We start from the raw sequence: 19657 nt of genomic DNA on the forward strand, positions 1-19657 counted from the left end.
AGGCCTGATGCTCAGAGACCGTATTCCTTGGCGATTATCGCCCAGAGAGCCTGGGCGGCTTTATCCACGTTGTCGTTGACTATGACCTGGTCGAACTGATCCTCTGAGGCCAGCTCCACCTTGGCGGTCTCCAGCCTTCGGGCCCGTTGCTCCTCATTTTCGGTTCCCCGCATGTTCAGCCTGGTGACCAGGTCCTGGAATGAGGGCGGCGCCAGGAACACATAGAAGACTTCCAGGCCCAGCTCCTTGGCACGTTCGCGAACTCGGTGCGCCCCCTGCAGGTCGATCTCCAGAATTGTGGGCACCCCTGCCGCCAGATGGTCCAGGACAGGCTGCAGCGGGGTGCCATAGTGGGACATGCCATGAACCAAGGCGGTCTCCAGAAAGTCTCCGGCGGCTTCCCTGCGGGCAAATTCCTGCTCGTCCATGAACCAGTAGGTGATGCCGTCCTTCTCGCCCGGACGCGGCGCCCGGGTGGTGGCCGAGACGGAGACCCAAACTTCCGGGTGGGCATGACGCAGGGCTGCTTCCACTGTACCTTTGCCTACGGCCGTGGGCCCTGTCAACACGATCAGCCGGCCGCCCGTCTTCCCCGTCCCCCCGGTCTGTTCTCCCGAAGGGTCCTGACTCGACATATCGGCACCGCTGATCGCTGACACAGCCACTTCCTTTCCTAAAGGTCATCCTCCGGCATATCTGGACCGGAACATGGGTCAATCATATAGCCAGAACCTACCTGGCCTTCTCCAGCTCAAGCAACCGGGCCGCGTGTTCCTGGATGCTCATGACCTCGTAGTCGTCCTTTTTGACCACGTCAATGGCCATAAGGGCGGCCGAGAATTCGGTGATGGTGGTGAACTGCGGCAGATCGGCAGCTATAGCAGCCACCCGGATCAGATAGCCGTCAGAGCGCGAACCCCTGGAACTGGGGGTATTGAGGATCATGTCGATGGCCCCATCCTCAATTAACTGGACTGGATTACGGCCCATGTGCCTGACCCCATCAGCATCAGTGAAGGGCCGACCTTGCTCCTCCTCGTCGCTGATCTTGTCGACAACAGCCACGTCAAAGCCGTACCGGCGCAGGACGGAGGCCGTGCCACTGGTGGCGCAGATGCTGAAGCCCTGCTCCAGCAGACGAGCGGCCAGCATAGGCAACTGACGCTTGTCCGCATCATTGACCGACAGGAAGGCGACCCCGCCGGAGGGCAATCCGCCTTGGTAGGCGGCCAGCTGGCTCTTGGCGAAGGCGTGGGGGAAGTCCCGATCGAAGCCCATGACCTCTCCGGTGGAGCGCATCTCCGGGCCCAGCAGAATGTCCACGGTCCGGCCAACCGGAGTGCGGAAGCGCTTGAAGGGCAATACTGACTCCTTGACCGCCACAGGCTGGCCGACACGGACCATGCCGCCGTCGCCGATAGGCAGGAGCAGGCCATTGGCTCGTTGCTGTTCGATAGTCTCCCCCACCATGATTCGCGCCGCAGCCTTGGCCAGTGCCGTACCTGTGGCTTTGGAAGCGAAAGGAACCGTCCGGGAGGCGCGTGGATTGGCCTCGATCACATAGAGGGTGTTGGCCATGAAGGCATACTGAACATTGATCAGCCCCTGAACCCCGCAACCTTGGGCTATTGCCAGGGTGGCCTGCCGCAGCCGATTGATCTGGTCGTCGGAGAGTGTCGATGGCGGCAGGGTGCAGGCTGCATCACCGGAATGGACCCCAGCCTCCTCAACATGCTCCATGATTCCGCCGATGTAGAGCTCCTGCCCGTCATAAAGGGCATCCACATCGATCTCGATGGCATCCTGAAGGAACTTGTCAATCAACAGGGGCGAAGGCAGCCGGCCGGAGACCACTGTATCGGCCTTGGCTTCCTCCAGGGCTCGATCCACGTAGGTGCCCAGCTGCTGGTCGTCATAGACAATCTCCATGCCTCGTCCGCCCAGTACGTAAGAGGGCCTGACCAGAACCGGATAGCCGATGGCATGTGCCGCATCCCTGGCCTCATCCAGGGAAAGAGCGGTGCCGTACCGGGGGGCGTTCAGATGCTCCTTGCTGAGCACCTGGCCGAAGAGCTCACGGTTCTCGGCCAGGTCGATGGACTCGGGGCTGGTTCCCAGAATGGGCACCCCAGCTGCCTTGAGCCTGGCCGCCAGAGACAGGGGCGTCTGACCGCCCAGCTGGACGATGACGCCCTTGACAGGTCCCATGGCCTTCTCAGCCCGGTAGATCTCCAGAACGTCCTCGAAGGTCAACGGCTCGAAATAGAGCCTGTCTGACATGTCATAGTCGGTGGAGACCGTCTCGGGATTGCAATTGACCATGATGGTGTCATAGTCCTTGCCCAACTCCTGGACGGCGTGCACGCATGTGTAGTCGAACTCGACCCCCTGGCCTATCCGGTTGGGCCCCGAACCCAGGATGATGACCGCCTCGCGTTCACGGGGTCGCAGCTCGGACTCGTCGGCGTAGCAGGAGTAGTAGTAGGGCGTGACGGCATCGAATTCGGCTGCACAGGTGTCCACAGTCTTGTAGACAGGGTGAAGACCGAAGGCCCAGCGCAGCTCCCTGACGACTGCCTCGCCCTGGTCGCCCATACCGCGCAGGTGGGCGATCTGCAGATCGCTCAGTCCTGATTGCTTAGCCCGGCGCAGCAGGTCATCGTCCAGGACCTCGGATTCGCGCACCTGAAGAGCCAGGTCATTGATCATGCTGATCTGCTCCAGGAACCAGGGATCGATCCTGGTGGCCTGATGGACCTGCTCCACGGTAGCCCCTCCCCAGAAGGCCCGCTGGATCTGCAGGTAACGGTGCTCGGTGGGGGTGTGCATGGCCTCCAGCAGCTGGTCAGTCTCGGCCTGGTCGGGCCGTGGGCCGTCCCAGGAGAAGGTCATGTGCCGTTTGTCGATGGAGCGCATGGCCTTGCCCAAGGATTCGCGGAAGTTTCCGCCCAGTGCCATGGCCTCGCCCACGGACTTCATCGAAGTGGTCAGGGTAGTGTCCGCCCCGGGGAACTTCTCAAAGGTGAAACGCGGAATCTTGGTGACCACATAATCAATGGTCGGTTCGAAGGAGGCAGGCGTTGAGCGGGTGATGTCGTTCTCGATCTCATCCAGGGTGTATCCCAGGGCAAGCTTGACCGCGATCTTGGCGATGGGGAAGCCAGTGGCCTTGGATGCCAGAGCCGAGGAGCGCGAAACACGCGGATTCATTTCGATGACGATGATCCGGCCGTTCTTCGGGTTGACGGCGAACTGGATGTTGCAGCCACCCGTATCCACCCCAACGCCGCGGATGATGGCGATGCCGATGTCGCGCATGCGCTGATACTCCCGGTCGGTCAGGGTGAAAACCGGGGCCACGGTGATGGAGTCACCGGTGTGCACGCCGACCGGGTCCACGTTCTCGATGGGGCAGACCACAACCACATTGTCCAGGCGGTCGCGCATGAGCTCCAGCTCATACTCCTTCCACCCCTCGATGCCCTCCTCCAGAAGGATCTCATCGGTGGGCGAATAATGGATGCCGGCGCCAGCGATCCGCCTCAACTCCTCGCGATCGTGCGCGATGCCCGAGCCCAGGCCGCCCATGGTGAAGGAGGGACGAACCACGAGAGGGTAACCCAGTTCGGCGGCCACTGCCTCGGCCTCATCCAGACTGTGGGCGATGCGGGACTTGGCCGACTCGGCACCGGCCTGGTCCACCACCTGCTTGAAGAGCTCGCGATCCTCTCCCCTGTCGATGGCCTCCAGCGAAGCGCCGATCAGCTCAACCCCATAGCGCTCCAGCACGCCAGCCTTGCCCAGCTCCACGGCAGCGTTCAGAGCGGTCTGGCCGCCCAGGGTGGGCAGCAGTGCATCAGGCCGCTCCTTGGCGATGATCCGCTCCAGGAAGGGCAGGGCAATGGGCTCGATGTAGGTGGCATCGGCCATCTCGGGGTCCGTCATGATGGTGGCGGGATTGGAATTGACCAGGATGACACGAATCCCCTCTTCGCGCAGCACCCGGCAGGCCTGGGTCCCCGAATAGTCGAACTCGGCCGCTTGCCCGATGACAATGGGCCCCGAGCCGATAACCATGACTGAATGGATGTCCTGCCGCTTAGGCATGTGCCTTCCCTTCCCTGGCGTCCTGCATCAAAGTGACGAACCTGTCAAACAGATAGGAGGCATCGTGCGGACCAGCCGCCGCCTCCGGATGGTACTGAACGGAGAAGGCCGGAATGTCCAGACACTCGAGGCCTTCGACCACTCCGTCGTTGAGATCGACATGAGAGACCCGGACACGGCCATATCGGCCTTCACCATAGGGTGAGGGCACTGGGTCCCCCTTGGGTGCCTTGACTGCGAATCCGTGATTATGGGCGGTAATCTCAACCTTGCCAGTGCTGAGATCCATGACCGGCTGATTGATGCCGCGATGACCGAATTTCAGCTTATAGGTCTCGAAGCCCAGGGCACGGCCCAGAAGCTGGTTGCCCAGGCAGATGCCGAAGAATGGCAGTCCGGCATCCAAAACTTGCCTGAGGAGCGACACCTCCTCGTCTGCGGACGATGGGTCGCCTGGACCGTTTGAGAAGAAAACCCCGTCAGGCCGCAGGGCCCTTATCTGCTCGATGGTGGTGTCGACGGGAAGTACGTGGACCCTGCACCCTCGCTCAGCCAGCCTGTGAGGGGTCATGGACTTGATTCCCAAATCCACCGCCGCCACCGTGCAGACAGGCTCTTTCGCCTGACGGTCTCCGACAGGTTCGACGATATAGGACCTGTGCGTGCTGACCTCGCCGGTCAGATGGGACCCGCTCATCTTGGGGGCCAAACGGACCTGGTCAAGGAGTTCCTGCATGGTCCTGGGCCCGCCGCCGTCGTTGAGCATTGGGTCCGGGCCTGAAAAAATACCGGCCCGCATGACACCTGCAGAACGCAAGTGTCGCACGAGCCGGCGGGTGTCTATGTGACTGATACCGACGATGCCCTGATCGACCAGCTGGTCATGGAGACTGCCCCGGGCCCGCCAGTTGCTGACGTTGGGGCTGGGTTCCCGGACTACATACCCTGCCACCCAGATCCTGTCTGACTCCCCATCCTGGTCATTGACGCCGGTATTACCGATGTGGGGGAAGGTCTGCACAACAATCTGCCGAGCATAGCTAGGATCCGTCAGGGTTTCTTGATACCCAGTCATTCCGGTCGAGAAAACAATTTCACCTATGGTAGTGCCCACCGCTCCGAAGGCTCTCCCCACATACACTTCCCCATCCTCAAGGATGAGCAAGGCACGATTGGAGAAACGGCTATCGGAGGTGATGGTGTTGGTGTCTTTCAGGTTCACCGAACCCCCTTGATTACCGCGGATATTCGCACCCATATTAATGACCCCCATGGATTATGCCGGCAGACCCTGCCAAAAAAATGGTTGGTCAAATCTTCCAGGATAGACCGCCGGTCAACCAGTCCGAATAGGGCAAAAGGCCGACCTGATGCCCAGATAGTTAGCGGGCATCGGCCGGCCTTTATCCGAATCATTGTCAGTTGTCTGAAGGACGATCCGCATCGGGGGTCAGTTCCTCCGGCAAGGTCAGTTTCAGCTGGTCCAAGCTGGGGGCCGACTGGTCGACAGTATGGTCAAGAACCTGGTCGGAGTCCCCTCCTTCGGATCCACTCGCTGCCGAATCCGACTCGCTGTCAGCATGGGCATCCTCGAAGGGAACAGGCTCGGAGGCTGCAACCCCTGGCTTTGCCTTGTCGGATTCATCATCTGAAACATCTGCATCGGCCTCGGCATCAGCCAGGGCAGCGATTCGATCGGCTTGCTCACGACGAGCCTGATGCTCATCCTTCTCCTGCTCCAGGGCGCTGAGAACGCCGTGGATGAAGGAGGGAGCATCGGCATCCGAAAGTGTCTTGGCCAAAGAAAGGGCCTCATCTATGGCCACCTTGTCAGGAACCTCGGGGTTGTAGAGCATCTCCCAGGCGGCGATACGCAGAATGTTGCGGTCAATGGCATGCATCCGGCTCAGCGGCCATCGGGTGGAATGGGTTTGCAAAGCCTCATCGATATCTCGACGATGCTCTGCCACACCCTCGACAATGGTCACCGCATAAGCAGGCAGAGGTGTCTGAGCCCCCGGCCGAACCTTGCGCTCTTCCAGCAGGGAAAGGAAATCCTGGCTCTTCTCATCGGCCTCATACAGGGTATTCAAGGCCCGCTTGCGGGCTGTGGAACGTGCCATGGATGTGTGGTTTCTGCCTGACTCAGTTCTCGCGGCCCAGGTAGGAGCCGTCGCGGGTGTCCACCTTGACCTTCTCACCCTCGCCTACGAAGAGGGGCACCTGAATCTCGGCCCCGGTCTCCACAGTAGCGGGCTTGGTGCCGGCATTGGAGCGGTTGCCCTGCACGCCGGGCTCGGTTGCCGTCACGGTCAGCACCACGGATGCAGGCAGTTCCACGGACAGAGGGTTGCCGTCATGGAAGCTGATGATGCAGTCGGTGCCCTCAAGCAGGAAGCGCTCCTGATCGCCGACCAGGGCCTCGGGGATGTTGACCTGCTCGTAGGTATTCATGTCCATGAAGACGAAGGAGTCCCCGTCGCGGTAGGAGTACTGCATGGTCCGGTTGTCCACGGTCTCGAAGTCCATCTTCATACCCGCGTTAAAAGTGCGGTCCACAATCTTACCTGTGAGGACGTCCTTGATGGTCGTGCGCACAAAGGCCGGTCCCTTGCCGGGCTTGACGTGCTGGAACTTGATGACGGTCCAAAGCTTGCCGTCCAGGTTGATGACCGATCCGTTCTTGATGTCATTGGAAGTCTGTGCCACCTTGATACCACCTCATTCTGATGAACGTTCCTTCGGAGGGCTCCTGGCCATCTGCCGAAAGCACCGGGCCTTACAGGATCCGGCCCGCTCGCGATAAATCCTCGCCTATTATGCCACGGCGCATGAACACCGCGGCTGGTCCGGCGGCGAGGCCTGCCGGAAATGGGCGGGGCCCGGAATCACAGGAAGGATTCCGGGCCCCGTCATTGGATCGTGTCGATAAGCGACAGGCAATCCTACTCGATGATCTTGGTGACTCGACCTGAGCCGACCGTGTGGCCGCCTTCACGAACAGCGAAGGTCAGGCCCTCCTCCATGGCGACGGGCTGGATCAGCTCGACGGAGAAGGTGGCGTGATCGCCGGGCTGAACCATCTCCACGCCCTCGGGCAGGGTGATGACGCCGGTGACGTCGGTGGTCCGGAAGTAGAACTGCGGACGGTAGTTGGAGAAGAACGGCGAGTGGCGGCCACCCTCGTCCTTGGTCAGCACGTAGACCTCGCCCTCGAACTTGTGGTGAGGGGTCACGGTGCCGGGAGCAGCCACGACCTGGCCACGCTCGACGTCCTCACGGCCGATGCCGCGCAGCAGCAGACCGGTGTTGTCACCGGCCTCGGCCTCGTCCATCTGCTTGTGGAAGGTCTCGATGGAGGTGACGGTGGTGGACTGGGTGTCACGCAGGCCGACGATCTCCACGTTGGTGTTCACGGGCAGCTTGCCACGCTCGACACGGCCGGTCACCACGGTGCCGCGGCCGGAGATGGTGAAGACATCCTCGATGGGCATCAGGAAGGGCTTGTCCAGGTCGTGGACCGGGGTGGGGATGTAGTCGTCGACGGCATCCATGAGGTCCTTGATGGTCTGGACCCACTTGTCGTGGTCAGGGGCATCGTCATGCAGGGCGCCGTAGGCGGAGGTGCGGATGACGGGGCAGTCGCGGTCGAAGCCGTTCTCGTCCAGCAGATCGCGGACTTCCTCCTCGACCAGCTCGATCAGCTCTTCGTCGTCGACCATGTCGCACTTGTTCAGGGCGACCAGGATCTTCGGCACGCCGACCTGGCGGGCCAGCAGCACGTGCTCACGAGTCTGGGCCATGGGGCCGTCGGTTGCGGCGACCACCAGGATGGCGCCATCCATCTGAGCAGCGCCGGTGATCATGTTCTTGACGAAGTCGGCGTGTCCAGGGCAGTCCACGTGTGCGTAATGGCGCTTGGCAGTCTGGTACTCGATGTGCGCGATGTTGATGGTGATGCCGCGCTCCTTCTCCTCAGGAGCAGCGTCGATCTGAGCGAAATCGTACTCGGGGTTGACGTCCGGGTACTCCTCATGCAGCACCTTGGAGATGGCCGCGGTCAGGGTAGTCTTGCCGTGATCGACGTGGCCGATGGTGCCAATGTTAACGTGCGGCTTGGTCCGCTCGTACTTTTCCTTTGCCATTGTGTTTTGTCCTCCTGGACGTCTCGTAGGTTGCCTGCGCGAACCACGCACAGAGCACTCGCTACATATTACTGGGTTATCGGGTTCTTTGCCACTTTTGCCCTCCGCCCAGTCAGCGCTACAAGAGTGTAACGCCGACTTGTGACAGAAGAGCATTTTGGCGGCGGCCCGCCGTGGCGGCGGACCGGACCGGCATTACTCGCCTCGCTGGGCCTTGATGATCTCGTCGCTGACAGTCTTGGGAACCTCAGCATAGGAGTCCATCTGCATGGTGAACATGGCGCGGCCCTGGGTCTTGGACCTGAGGTCGCCGATGTAGCCGAACATCTCCGACAGGGGCACCTTGGCGTCGATGACCTTGACGCCGGTGGCGTCGGTCATGGACTGGATGGAGCCACGACGGGAGTTGATGTCGCCCATGACGTCGCCCATGTACTCCTCGGGAGTACGGACCTCGACGGCCATGATGGGCTCGAGGATGACGGGCTTGGCCTTGGGAGCGGCCTCCTTGAAGCACATGGAGCCGGCGATCTTGAAGGCCATCTCCGAAGAGTCGACCTCGTGGATCTGGCCATCGGTCAGGGTGGCTTTGACGCCCACGACCGGGAAGCCTGCCAGCACGCCGGACTCCATGGCCTCCTGCACGCCCGCATCGACCGAGGGGATGAACTCCTTGGTGATGTGGCCGCCGGTGACCTTGTTTTCGAAGATGTAGGACTCGCCCTCGGAAGTGTCCAGGGGCTCGAAGTTCATGAGCACCTTGGCGAACTGGCCGGAACCGCCGGTCTGCTTCTTGTGGGTGTACTCCTGGTTCATGACGGGCTTGCGGATGGTCTCGCGGTAAGCCACCTGGGGCTTGCCCACGTTGCATTCCACATGGAACTCGCGGCGCATGCGATCCACCAGGATGTCCAGCTGGAGCTCGCCCATGCCGGAGATCAGGGTCTGGCCGGATTCTTCGTCGGTCTTGACCTGGAAGGTGGGATCCTCCTCGGAGAGCTTCTGCAGGGCGATGCCCATCTTCTCCTGGTCAGCCTTGGTCTTGGGCTCCACGGCCACCTCGATCACAGGATCGGGGAAGGTCATGGATTCCAGCACCAGCGGTGCCTTCTCGTCACACAGGGTGTCACCCGTGGTGACGTTCTTGAGCCCGACGAAGGCGTAGATGTTGCCGGCGATGGCCTCGTCGACCGGATTCTCCTTGTTGGAGTGCATCTGGAAGAGCTTGCCGACGCGCTCCTTCTTGTCCTTGGTGGAGTCCAGGACCGTTTCGCCCTGGGCCACCTTGCCGGAGTAGACGCGCACGTAGATCAGCTTGCCGTAGAAGGGGTGGGTGGCCACCTTGAAGGCCAGGGCCGAGAAGGGCTCGTCCACGGTGGGCTTGCGGTCGATCTCGACGGACTCGTCGCCGATCTTGTAGCCCTTGATGGCCGGCACGTCCTCGGGGCTGGGCAGGTAGTCCACGACCGCGTCCAGCATGGGCTGCACGCCCTTGTCCTTGAAGGCGGATCCGCAGAAGACCGGGAAGGCCGACTGCTCGATGGTCATCTTGCGCACAGCGGTGCGGATCTCCTGCTGGGAGATCTCCTCACCGCCCAGATACTTCTCCAGCAGATCCTCATCCGACTCGGCCACGGCCTCAAGCAGCTCGGTGTGGTACTGCTCAGCCTTGTCCTTAAGGTCGTCGGGGATGTCGATGGTGTCGTACTTGGCGCCCAGGTCGGCCTCGTCCTTCCAGTAGTAGGCCACCATGCGCACCAGGTCGACCACGCCGTGGAAGTCGCTCTCAGCGCCGATGGGCAACTGCATGACCAGCGGCTTGACGCCCAGCTTGTCCTTGATGGTGTCCACCGAGTAGTAGAAGTCGGCGCCCAGCTTGTCCATCTTGTTGATGAAGCAGATGCGGGGCACGCTGTACTTGTCGGCCTGACGCCAGACGGTCTCGGACTGGGGCTCCACGCCCTCCTTGCCGTCGAACACCGCCACAGCGCCATCGAGCACACGCAGGGAGCGCTCCACCTCGGCGGTGAAGTCCACGTGGCCGGGGGTGTCGATGATGTTGATCTGGTAGCGATCCTCAGGATCGTGGGACTGACGGTTCCAGAAGGCCGTGATGGCGGCGGAGGTGATCGTGATGCCACGTTCCTTCTCCTGGTCCATCCAGTCCATGGTGGAGGCGCCGTCGTGAGTCTCGCCAATCTTGTAGTTGACGCCGGTGTAGTAGAGGATACGCTCGGTCGTCGTTGTCTTGCCGGCATCGATGTGGGCCATGATGCCGATGTTGCGGACCTTGGTCAGGTCCGTGAGCACGTCTTGTGCCATAATTCCTTGTTCTCGCTCTCTTGGGATTACCAGCGATAGTGGGCGAACGCCTTGTTGGCCTCGGCCATCTTGTGGGTGTCCTCGCGGCGCTTGACCGCAGCACCCAGGCCGTTGGAGGCATCAAGGATCTCGTTGGCCAGTCGCTCCGACATGGTCTTCTCACGACGGGCGCGGCTGTAATCGGTCAGCCACCGCAACGAGAGCGTATTGGCGCGGTTCGGCTTGACCTCGACGGGGACCTGATAGGTGGCGCCGCCGACACGACGGCTGCGAACCTCCAGGCTGGGACGAATGTTGTCCAGGGCGCGCTTGAGCACGGCCACAGGCTCCTGGTCGGTCTTCTCCTTGACCTGCTCCAGGGCGGTGTAGACGATGTTCTCGGCGATGGACTTCTTGCCGTCCAGCAGGATCTTGTTGATCAGCTGGGCCACCACGGTGGAACCGTAGATGGGATCGGGCAGGAGCTGGTGCTTTTTAGCTGGTCCTTTGCGTGACATGTGTTACTTGGCCTTCTTTGCTCCGTACAGGGAACGGCCCTGCTTGCGATCCTTGACTCCCTGGGTATCCAGCGCACCGCGCACGATGTGGTAGCGCACGCCGGGCAGGTCCTTGACACGTCCGCCGCGCACCAGCACGATGGAATGCTCCTGCAGGTTGTGGCCCTCGCCGGGGATGTAGGCGGAAACCTCGATGCCGGAGCTCAGACGGACACGGGCAACCTTACGCAGAGCCGAATTCGGCTTCTTGGGGGTGGTGGTGTAAACACGGGTGCACACGCCGCGACGCAGCGGGCTGCCCTTGAGTGCCAAAGTCTTCGACTTGCGAGGCTTGGCCTTGCGCCCTTTGCGGACGAGCTGTTCAATTGTTGGCAACTGACTCTCTCCGATTCCTTCGATGAACTTGTCTTGGTTTGCACTGCGAGACCGCCGCACCGCAGCCGCAGTCGCTCCCAGGAGGAGAGATCAGCCACTGTCCACCGGCCCGATGGCCCCTGATCCTCCTGCAGGGCATTGCTGCCTGCATTCTTCGGATTCGGGGATATCCCGACAAGCTCACCTGTGACATAAGGCGTGCTGCCGGCACACACGATGAAAAGTATATCACCAGGGCAGACATGGCCACGTCTACCACTTGGAAGTATGCTCTAGGCTTTGCCTACTGCGATAGCGCACCGGTTCCGTTAATGGGAAGGCCCTTGCGCAAACCTTATATTTACAGATACCTACAATGCGGTACCCACCTATAACCGATTCCTACATATATGCATATAGAGGTATCAGAAATACATATCCCGACCCGTAAATATTAACGCCAGAAACATCAAAGCCAGCGTCTACTTGTCTTCTTTCTCAAGAGCCTGGCGGATGTAGTCGCGCAGGATCAGGGCATGGTTGACAGCTGGATCCTTGGCCGCATAGACCAGTGTCGTCCGATCATGTTCGCGCACGATGCTTAGCAGATCCCCCAAGGCGGGGTTGTCGTCCAGCTCAGTGCGGTAGCAGCGTGCGAAGTCATCAAAGCGGTCCGGATCATGGTGCCACCAGCGCCGCAGGTCCGGACTGGGTGCCACATCCTTGAGCCACCCGGACAAGGCTACCCGCTCCTTGCTGACACCGCGCGGCCAGAGCCTGTCGACCAGGATGCGGACCCCGTCCCCGTCAGCGGCCTGCTCATATACGCGTTTGATATCCACCTGACCCATCATCTGCCTCCTGAAACCAGGGACCCGTATGATTCACCACTCCTTCAACCATGATATTGACCAAATCCGCATTACGGAAGAGGCAGTGACAGCCGTACAGGGGCGTAGGCTGATGAGTATGCTTACAGACGCAGACAGGGGCAAGGCCGCCGTGTCAAACGGCAGCAAACCGGCAAAATCGACCGGTTCAGGGCCCAAGGGACGACAGTGGCGACGCTTATGGATACCCGACCAGATTGGCGGCTGGGCCATGGCCTTGATGCCGGGTCTGGCCGGTCTACTAATCGGAGGCCCGACCTGGAGAAGCCTGCTGCTCATGGTCGCCTGGGCCTTCTGCTACTGCTTTGAGTTCACCGGCTCGCGGTGGATGGTTTCGCACCGAGCTGCCAGGTTCGCGCCACCAGCTTTGGGATACGCCCTGCTTACGGCCGTGACCGGGCTGATTCTGTTGGTCGGCACGCCTGGGCTCCTGCGATGGGCTCCACTCTACCTGGTGTTGGGCGTGTTGAATTTTGCAGCCGCCTGGATGCGCATGGAACGCTCCTGGTGGAACGATACGGTAGTCGTGATCGCGGCCTGCACGCTCTGTCTGATCGCTGTCTCCCTAGGATCACGATTCCAGAAGCCGGAACCAGGTCTGGAAAGCTCCGGTGCCGGCTACTTCGGATGCCAGCCGAATCCTGCTGTGGACTGCTTCGCCGGCGGATTTTTCCCAAGCGCCGCCCTGCCATCGATCGGAGTAGTCAGCGCGGCTGTCTTCGCTGTGACCCAGTTCGGGTCGGTCATCTTCGTCAAAACCATGATCCGCGAGCGCGGCAAGACCTGGTGCTACCTGCTTTCGCTGGCTTGGAACCTGGCCCTCTGCCTGATGGGAGTCGCCATGGTACGCACCGCAGGATGGTGGCCCCTGTTGACGGCCCTGGTTCTGCTGGTGCGTGCGGCCCTGCTGCCTGTCATCTCTCATCGGCGCCGCATTCCCATTCTGTATGTGGGCCTGGTTGAATGCGCAACCAGCCTGTTGGTTTTCATTCTGGTGATTGCGCAGGCTGACGTGATGACTGCGTCTCTGACTAGCCTGCTCGGCGCATGACTGCAGCTTCGACCACACATGTCACCCACGGATTCGGGCCAGTCTGGAATGACCGATCCCGTGTGTTGATCCTTGGATCCATTCCCAGCCCGAGTTCGCGAAAGGCTGGCTTCTACTACATGTTTCCGCGCAACCGCTTCTGGCCCGTGCTGGCCGCGCTGTTCGACCAGCCTGTTCCAGAGCCCGATCCGACTGTCCGCGCCCGGTTCGCCCTCGATCACCGCGTCGCACTCTGGGACGTAATCCAAGAGTGCGACATTCACGGTGCCTCCGACGCTTCAATCACCAATGTCGTTTCGACCGACATCGCCGGTCTGTTGGCCCGTGCGCCCATCAGCACCATATTCACTACAGGACGCAAGGCCGGTCAGCTTTACCGTCGCTACTGCCTGCCGAATCTGGAGAAGAAAGGGCATCGACCGACGATGATCAATCTGCCGTCCACCAGCCCCGCCAACGCCGCTATGAGCCTGGCTGATCTGATCAAGGCCTACCTTCCCATAAGAAAAGCGCTCGACGAAGCAGACCCAAGAACACCAAGCAATCACATCGATTATGGCAAATAGACAAATACCGACAGTCAAAGCCCAAGATGTTGGGAATCTTCCCAGGGACGAATTCGCCTTCCCTGGTCCAGAACGCGATCGCCTAGTGAAAGCAATTCTCGATGGGGGCAAAACTGCTACGACCAGTTTGATGACAGAGTTCATCCACGATCATGAACCACTCCCCTCCTCCGGCCGACGAACGATTCTGGTGAACTCAGATAACCAGCCAGTTGCCGTCCTTAGATATGCCTCGGTGAGCGTGATCCGACTGGGCGTGGTCACATGGCAGCATGTTCTGAACGAGGGAGAAGGCTATAAAAGTCTTGCGGAGTGGCGTGAGGCCCATGAGTCCTTCTGGACCTCAGAGAATATGCGACAGGCGCTGGATGATCCGGACTTCACCGTCGATGACCAGACTCTGGTGGTGCTGGAAACCTTCCATGTAGATGCCATAGTCGTAAACTAAAGGTCCAAAGACAAAGATGGCCATTACCGCATGGGGCACACCTCACCGGCGTGCCATGTCATGCCATCGTGTATAGTTTCATCTGTTGCATTGATCCGCGATACGGGTCGGTTCACCATGGTGGCTATAGCTCAGTCGGTAGAGCACCTGATTGTGGTTCAGGAGGTCGCGCGTTCGAGCCGCGTTAGCCACCCCACCTCAAACCCCTACTCCCGACTGGGAAGCAGAGGTTTTATCATATATGCGGAATCCGTTTAATAGCCGAATCTTGTGTGCCATTTGTGTGCCTAAGTCGGCAAAAATCTAGCGACCTGCCCTATATCTGCGTCTCCCCGGTTATCCTGGCGCTCACCACGCCAGGCTACGCCCCCCTCATCAGCCGCAAGGAGCTGTAATGATACGCCAATCGCCGCTCTATTGAGGGCCCGATTCACCTGCGTTGGTCTGGGCCCTCACCTACTCCAAGCAAGCCTATTCTTGCAAAGCTTGAACGAACCATGAGGTGATCGTCTGCGGGTGAGTGATGGCCGTGCCCACTACTACTGCCCACACACCTAAGCTCTTAACACGCTGAGCCTGCTCTGGCGTATGTACCCTCCCCTCACAGATCACAGGGATATCGCTAATATTGGAGACCATCGCCTCAATAAGCTCATAGTCTGGCCCATCGGTCTTCTGCCGCGCCTCAGTGTACCCAGCGAGCGTAGGAGATACGATATCGAAACCCAGATCCCTCGCCCGTCGAGCATCGTCCAAACAGCTGCAGTCAGCCATCAGCACTGCACCTTCTGAATGCAGTATTCGCACTGTTTCCGCCAGGCTCAGCCCATCCGGTCGTGGCCTATCAGTGGCATCGAGAGCCACAATATCGGCTCCCGCGGCCATGCAGCACCTCGCATGCCGCAACGTGGGCGTGATATATACGCCGGTATCGCCCTCCTTCCACAGACCTATCACGGGCACACTGACCGTTCCTTTGATAGCGGAAATATCCGAAAGCCCCTGACAGCGAATGCCGCCGGCTCCCCCAGCTTGAGCAGAAAACGCGATTTGAGCCATAGTCTCTGGGTGCCGCATAGCTTCACCTGGATACGCTTGGCAGCTCACAATAAGTTGATGGTGCAATCGTTCTACTACTTTTTTCATGGGATTCTCCTGTCATCGTCAGCGTCAATCCACACGCCGCGTGCCCTGCCGCACATACCGAAGCCTTCCAAAAAGGCTTCTGCCGCTCCTATCAGCGGTGCGTCATCACCGAGATCTCCAAGCACGAGCTGGGTTGAGGCAACCGGTACTATCGCTTGCTCGGCATAACCTTTCCGCACAGCTTTCAGCCAGAGTGTTCCTGCTTGGGCGACCGATCCAGATAACACAATGACAGCCGGGTCGAGCACATTCGCGAGATTGCCTAAAGCACTGCCTAAGTATTGCCCGATTTGTTCAAGGGCTTGGCAAGCCAGAGGGTCACCTTGCCGAGCTCGAGCCGCAATCTGTGCTCCGTCACAAGGATTTTCTGCCGGAGCACCGCCCAGCTGAACATATACGTGTTCAAGACCTGGCCCTGAGGCAAGAGGCTCAATGTGGCCGCGGTGTCCGCAAGAGCACACTATATCAGCAGCTGCCGGGTGACCGATGTGACCCACGTGGCCTCCCGCAGAGTGAGAGCCGTGTAGCAATTTGCCATCAATGCTGACACCACCGCCAATACCCGTCCCGATAGCTACAAGCAAAGCCGAGTCATACCCTTGCGCGGCCCCCCATCGCACTTCTCCAAACGTGTGCGCAAGAGCATCACCCAAGACATAGACGTGTAGCCCGCTCAACTGCTCCAGCCGAGACCTCAGCGCCAGGCCTGCCCAGCCTGGTAGGATATCGGTCGCCGACACGATGCGCCCAGAGAAATCCACACAGCCGGGGCTCGCCACAGCCAAACCCACTACTACCAATTCACCATTTGGCCAGCTATGAGCTCTGTCACATAAAGTCCGCACTTCCTGGGCTACCAGATTGAGTACATGCTCACCACCCTGCGCGGCTTGCGTAGGTATGGAGTGCTGGGTGTCAGGCAGTATCACAGGTTTCGACTCATTGACTTCGACAAGAGCCGAAGCAATTTTAGTACCTCCAATATCGACCGCAACTACTACTCGATGAAGTTCGTCCATGTCTGCGGTGACTCCTTTGCTCACAACAGCTTGAACCACGCTTGCCTTCCTATCGACTACGTCCAAACCAGCAATAAGACTCACTGATCCAATGCACGGTGCTCACCGTGCAAATACTCCTGGTAACGGTCGAACAGATGTCTTGCCGACGGCCACATGGAGTGAGGCGACAAGAAGTGGGAGAATTCAAACGTAATTGCTTTGTCGACTATTCCCTCTGCCGAAGTTAACTTGTGCACCAGCTTGCGCCACTCAATCGGAGGGAATTTGATAGGCATATCGCGATCGAACGTCTCCACATTCGACCACAGGGAGAGACCGTATTTATCCGTCAGCTCCCGCATGGCACTCAGTGTCTCTGGCAGCTCAAGCTCGTATACCGTACCGTCCTGGAAAGCGGCTACATCAATAAGGCCCGAGTATGCCTTGAAAATCTCATCCCACTGGGTCACGATTTCCTTGAGCGACCGTGGCGAGGGCGCAGGCAGAGAGTATCCTAAGCTCATGTCATACCTGCCCAGCCAATACGGCGACGAGAGAATAGGCAGGTCCTGCGCCTGCCGGCAGAGTTTAGCAAGCGATGTATTGAGCTCAATAATGCGCTGACCCGAGTCGTAGGTCTCATGAGGTAGATACCAGCCAGCAAATGACTTGTGGGAACCATAGCGATGCCACACTTCGGGAATATAGTCGCGATTGACCTCTACTTCACCCTTCCAGTCGTTGCGATTCCAGTACACTCCAGAGTCGTACAGACCGAAGTAAAACTTGATGTTGCGCTCGTCGGCCAATCTCAAAAAGAGCTCGGGCATATCCATATACACCGGTATGGTCTTCACTTGAGCCGAGATAACCTTCGAGGGATGCGAGAGCCGAGGACCCCAACCCGAGCGGATGAGAATAACCGTGTCGATACCCGCTTCGACATAGGTGTCAAACTCCTGCGTCCACTCTTTGACTCCCCAGTTGTGACCTGCAATGTCTGCCGTCACCTCATCTAGGAATGTTCCGGTGATACGTAGCGGTTCTGTCATGAGAAACTCCCATATAAATAGAATTATTGATTACTGTGCTTTATTTCGGTAAAAAGATCCGGCAAGTATGATGTCTAAACTATTTGAGACCTCCCAACGAAGCGCCTTCAACAAAGTAGCGCTGGCCAATGAGGAAGATAATAAACGTCGGAATAGTGAACATTGTGCAGGCCGCCATGAGCGGAGCCCAGTCGGTACCGTGCGAGGAGAAGAACGAATACATACCCATGGAAATGGTGTAGAGGTCTTGATCGCGCAGGTAGATGAGCGGCCCCATAAAGTCGGTCCAAGTGCCCACGAATTGGAAGAGCCCTACTGTAATCAGTGCCGGCTTCGCCATCGGCATGACGATACGGAAGAGAATCCTAAACTCCCCTGCCCCATCCACACGGGCCGCCTCGATATATTCCATAGGAATGCCGAGGAAGAACTGGCGGAGCATGTAAATATAGAAGGAGGAGCCGAAGAACTGCGGGATAATGAGCGGCCAGAAGGTACCCACTAAGTTGAGCTGATCCCACATAATATAGACCGGTACCAGCGTGACCTGCGAGGGCAGCATCATCGTGGAAAGCACCAGCAGGAGCACTAGATTGCGCCCTCTCCAACGCAACTTCGAGAGCGAATAGGCCACAATCGGGCAGGTGAGCAACGTCGCGCCCACATTGAAAGCCACCAAAATAAGCGTATTACCGAAGTACTTCAGCAAGGGAGCCTGAGCGAAGGCAGCGCCATAGTTAGAGAAATCGAGCGTCTTGGGGAAGACCGACGCCCCTACTTCACGGGCTGGGGTCAACGAAGTCGCCACCATGACCACCAGTGGAATACCGAAGAGCAGAAGCACACCGACGATCCCCACCAAACTGAGGAACCGTGTGCGGTAGGAGCGCAAGCTCCGACTGTTCCAATCCTTGTGGTGCACGCCGGGCAGCTCTACCCGTTGTTTGCTGGTCTTGCTCGAGGGCGTTGAGCGGAACAACACCGTCCGAGGAACCGCCATACTTGATTTAGTGTGCAGCATCTTCATCTACACCTTTCGACAGTCGGAGAATAACGGCGGTGAGAATCAAAGCAATAATGAAGAGGATCCACGCCAGCGCCGAAGCATACCCCATCTTGAAGTAGGAGAACGCGTTCTGATACAGGTAGACCGCGTACGTGAGCCAGGTTTCATCTGGCCCTCCGGTAGACATGTTGAAACCACCCGAACCCAGTAAATATGGGATAGTGAAGTTCTGCAGACCTCCCAGCAAGCCCGCAATCAGCTGAAAGACCGTGACGGGTGCTATAGCCGGTAGCGTGACGTAACGAAAACGCCGCAGTACGCCGCAACCATCCAACGCCGCGGCCTCCATCAGCTCACGAGGCACATCACGCAGGGCAGCCAGATAAATCACCGTGGTGCCACCTACGGTCCACAAGGAGATCAAAATAACAGCGGGTCGTGTCCAAGCCGGATCGAGCAGCCAGTTGGGTGCCGGTATGCCTAGTTTGGTCAACACCACATTGATCAGGCCATACTTGCCATTGAACATCCAGCGCCACAGGTAGGCCACTACGGCGGAAGGAATGATGGCCGGGATGTACGAGAGAGCACGGGCGAGTCCTCGGGCCGGTGCCTCCTTCAGGTTCAGTATCAGGGCCACACCCAGTGCAAATGCGAGGCCCAGGGGCACGCCGATGAACGTCAGGTAAGCCGTGTTTTCCAGGGACTTATAAAAACGAGGATCGGCAAAAACCGATTGGTAGTTGTGCATACCCACCCATTTGGGCGCCGTCATGATATTGAAATCGGTAAACGAATAGTACAGCGACGCAATCATCGGTCCGATAGTAAACAGCACTAAACCGATGAGGAAAGGCATAGCGAAGCCCAAACCGTAGCGCCTCTCATTCTTGCTGCTCCCTTTTGGTTTGCCGGCCTTGCCTTGTCGGCCTTTCCGGGTAATCGCACTGGAGTTGCGCTGCGCCTGAGCGTTGTGGGCTACACCCGCTGAAATCTGTGCGTCTGACACGAATATCACACCTCCTCGTGTGAGACTCCGCAGGCTGCAAGATCACTGTTTGAACAGCTTGCG

Annotated in this window: 17 protein-coding genes, 1 tRNA gene and 1 pseudogene; 4 read left to right on the forward strand and 15 right to left on the reverse strand. The window is 59.2% G+C overall.

Annotated features, from left to right (window positions below):
• Positions 1 to 11: 11 nt before the first annotated feature.
• The 10 genes and pseudogenes from gmk to H3V09_RS03840 all read right to left on the reverse strand — a co-directional run bounded on the left by gmk (position 12) and on the right by H3V09_RS03840 (position 12276).
• Positions 12 to 635 carry a guanylate kinase gene (gene gmk, locus H3V09_RS03795; RefSeq protein WP_144177617.1) on the reverse strand — a complete coding sequence of 208 codons (624 nt, stop codon included), beginning with the start codon at positions 633 to 635 and terminating at the stop codon, positions 12 to 14.
• Between the two features lie 97 nt (positions 636 to 732).
• Positions 733 to 4107, reverse strand: a complete 3375-nt coding sequence (gene carB, locus H3V09_RS03800) for a carbamoyl-phosphate synthase large subunit (protein WP_198190986.1) — start codon at positions 4105 to 4107, stop codon at positions 733 to 735.
• Positions 4100 to 5329 carry a glutamine-hydrolyzing carbamoyl-phosphate synthase small subunit gene (gene carA / locus H3V09_RS03805; protein ID WP_198190987.1) on the reverse strand — a complete coding sequence of 410 codons (1230 nt, stop codon included), beginning with the start codon at positions 5327 to 5329 and terminating at the stop codon, positions 4100 to 4102. The genes carB and carA overlap by 8 nt, the downstream gene beginning before the upstream one ends.
• Before the next feature lie 424 nt (positions 5330 to 5753).
• Positions 5754 to 6230 (reverse strand): annotated as a pseudogene (nusB, locus tag H3V09_RS03810) (transcription antitermination factor NusB); the annotation flags it as partial.
• Positions 6231 to 6252: 22 nt separating this feature from the next.
• Entirely contained in the window at positions 6253 to 6816 is a 564-nt protein-coding gene (efp, locus tag H3V09_RS03815; protein ID WP_045935559.1) for an elongation factor P, read from the reverse strand.
• Between the two features lie 236 nt (positions 6817 to 7052).
• The gene (gene tuf, locus H3V09_RS03820) at positions 7053 to 8252 is read right to left on the reverse strand and encodes an elongation factor Tu (RefSeq protein ID WP_015022138.1); all 1200 of its coding nucleotides are present in this window, start codon (positions 8250 to 8252) and stop codon (positions 7053 to 7055) included.
• 195 nt (positions 8253 to 8447) lie between these two features.
• On the reverse strand, positions 8448 to 10574 hold the full coding sequence (gene fusA / locus H3V09_RS03825; protein WP_198190989.1) for an elongation factor G: 2127 nt from the start codon (positions 10572 to 10574) through the stop codon (positions 8448 to 8450).
• A 26-nt stretch (positions 10575 to 10600) separates the two neighbouring features.
• On the reverse strand, positions 10601 to 11071 hold the full coding sequence (gene rpsG / locus H3V09_RS03830) for a 30S ribosomal protein S7 (RefSeq protein WP_015022140.1): 471 nt from the start codon (positions 11069 to 11071) through the stop codon (positions 10601 to 10603).
• 3 nt (positions 11072 to 11074) lie between these two features.
• Complete coding sequence (rpsL, locus tag H3V09_RS03835; protein ID WP_015022141.1) at positions 11075 to 11446, reverse strand: 30S ribosomal protein S12; 372 nt, start codon at positions 11444 to 11446, stop codon at positions 11075 to 11077.
• 461 nt (positions 11447 to 11907) lie between these two features.
• The gene (locus H3V09_RS03840; RefSeq protein WP_198190990.1) at positions 11908 to 12276 is read right to left on the reverse strand and encodes a DUF488 domain-containing protein; all 369 of its coding nucleotides are present in this window, start codon (positions 12274 to 12276) and stop codon (positions 11908 to 11910) included.
• Between the two features lie 112 nt (positions 12277 to 12388).
• Between H3V09_RS03840 and H3V09_RS03845 the strand changes: the two genes are divergently transcribed.
• From H3V09_RS03845 to H3V09_RS03860, 4 genes are all read left to right on the forward strand, one after another.
• Positions 12389 to 13366 carry a YwiC-like family protein gene (locus H3V09_RS03845; protein WP_198190991.1) on the forward strand — a complete coding sequence of 326 codons (978 nt, stop codon included), beginning with the start codon at positions 12389 to 12391 and terminating at the stop codon, positions 13364 to 13366.
• Positions 13363 to 13932, forward strand: a complete 570-nt coding sequence (locus H3V09_RS03850; RefSeq protein WP_198190992.1) for a DNA-deoxyinosine glycosylase — start codon at positions 13363 to 13365, stop codon at positions 13930 to 13932. The genes H3V09_RS03845 and H3V09_RS03850 overlap by 4 nt, the downstream gene beginning before the upstream one ends.
• Positions 13922 to 14380: an ASCH domain-containing protein gene (locus H3V09_RS03855; protein ID WP_198190993.1), complete on the forward strand. Its 459-nt coding sequence runs from the start codon at positions 13922 to 13924 to the stop codon at positions 14378 to 14380. Before H3V09_RS03850 ends, H3V09_RS03855 begins: the two co-directional genes overlap by 11 nt.
• A 120-nt stretch (positions 14381 to 14500) precedes the next feature.
• Positions 14501 to 14576: transfer RNA gene (locus H3V09_RS03860), tRNA-His, on the forward strand.
• 275 nt (positions 14577 to 14851) lie between these two features.
• Here H3V09_RS03860 and H3V09_RS03865 read toward each other — a convergent pair.
• The 5 genes from H3V09_RS03865 to H3V09_RS03885 form a co-directional block, all read right to left on the reverse strand.
• A complete protein-coding gene (locus tag H3V09_RS03865) occupies positions 14852 to 15526 on the reverse strand; it encodes an N-acetylmannosamine-6-phosphate 2-epimerase (protein WP_198190994.1) in 675 nt (224 codons plus the stop codon).
• Positions 15523 to 16545, reverse strand: coding sequence for an ROK family protein (locus H3V09_RS03870; RefSeq protein WP_198199032.1), 1023 nt, complete (start codon positions 16543 to 16545; stop codon positions 15523 to 15525). The genes H3V09_RS03865 and H3V09_RS03870 overlap by 4 nt, the downstream gene beginning before the upstream one ends.
• An 80-nt stretch (positions 16546 to 16625) precedes the next feature.
• The gene (locus H3V09_RS03875) at positions 16626 to 17579 is read right to left on the reverse strand and encodes a DUF4434 domain-containing protein (RefSeq protein ID WP_198190996.1); all 954 of its coding nucleotides are present in this window, start codon (positions 17577 to 17579) and stop codon (positions 16626 to 16628) included.
• Positions 17580 to 17658: 79 nt separating this feature from the next.
• Positions 17659 to 18606: a carbohydrate ABC transporter permease gene (locus H3V09_RS03880; protein WP_121913841.1), complete on the reverse strand. Its 948-nt coding sequence runs from the start codon at positions 18604 to 18606 to the stop codon at positions 17659 to 17661.
• Positions 18587 to 19594 (reverse strand): carbohydrate ABC transporter permease, encoded by a 1008-nt coding sequence (locus tag H3V09_RS03885; RefSeq protein WP_198190997.1) that lies wholly within the window; start codon positions 19592 to 19594, stop codon positions 18587 to 18589. Before H3V09_RS03885 ends, H3V09_RS03880 begins: the two co-directional genes overlap by 20 nt.
• Between the last annotated feature and the right edge of the window lie 63 nt (positions 19595 to 19657).

This window comes from Bifidobacterium sp. M0399, assembly GCF_016100595.1.
GTDB lineage: Bacteria > Actinomycetota > Actinomycetes > Actinomycetales > Bifidobacteriaceae > Bombiscardovia > Bombiscardovia polysaccharolytica.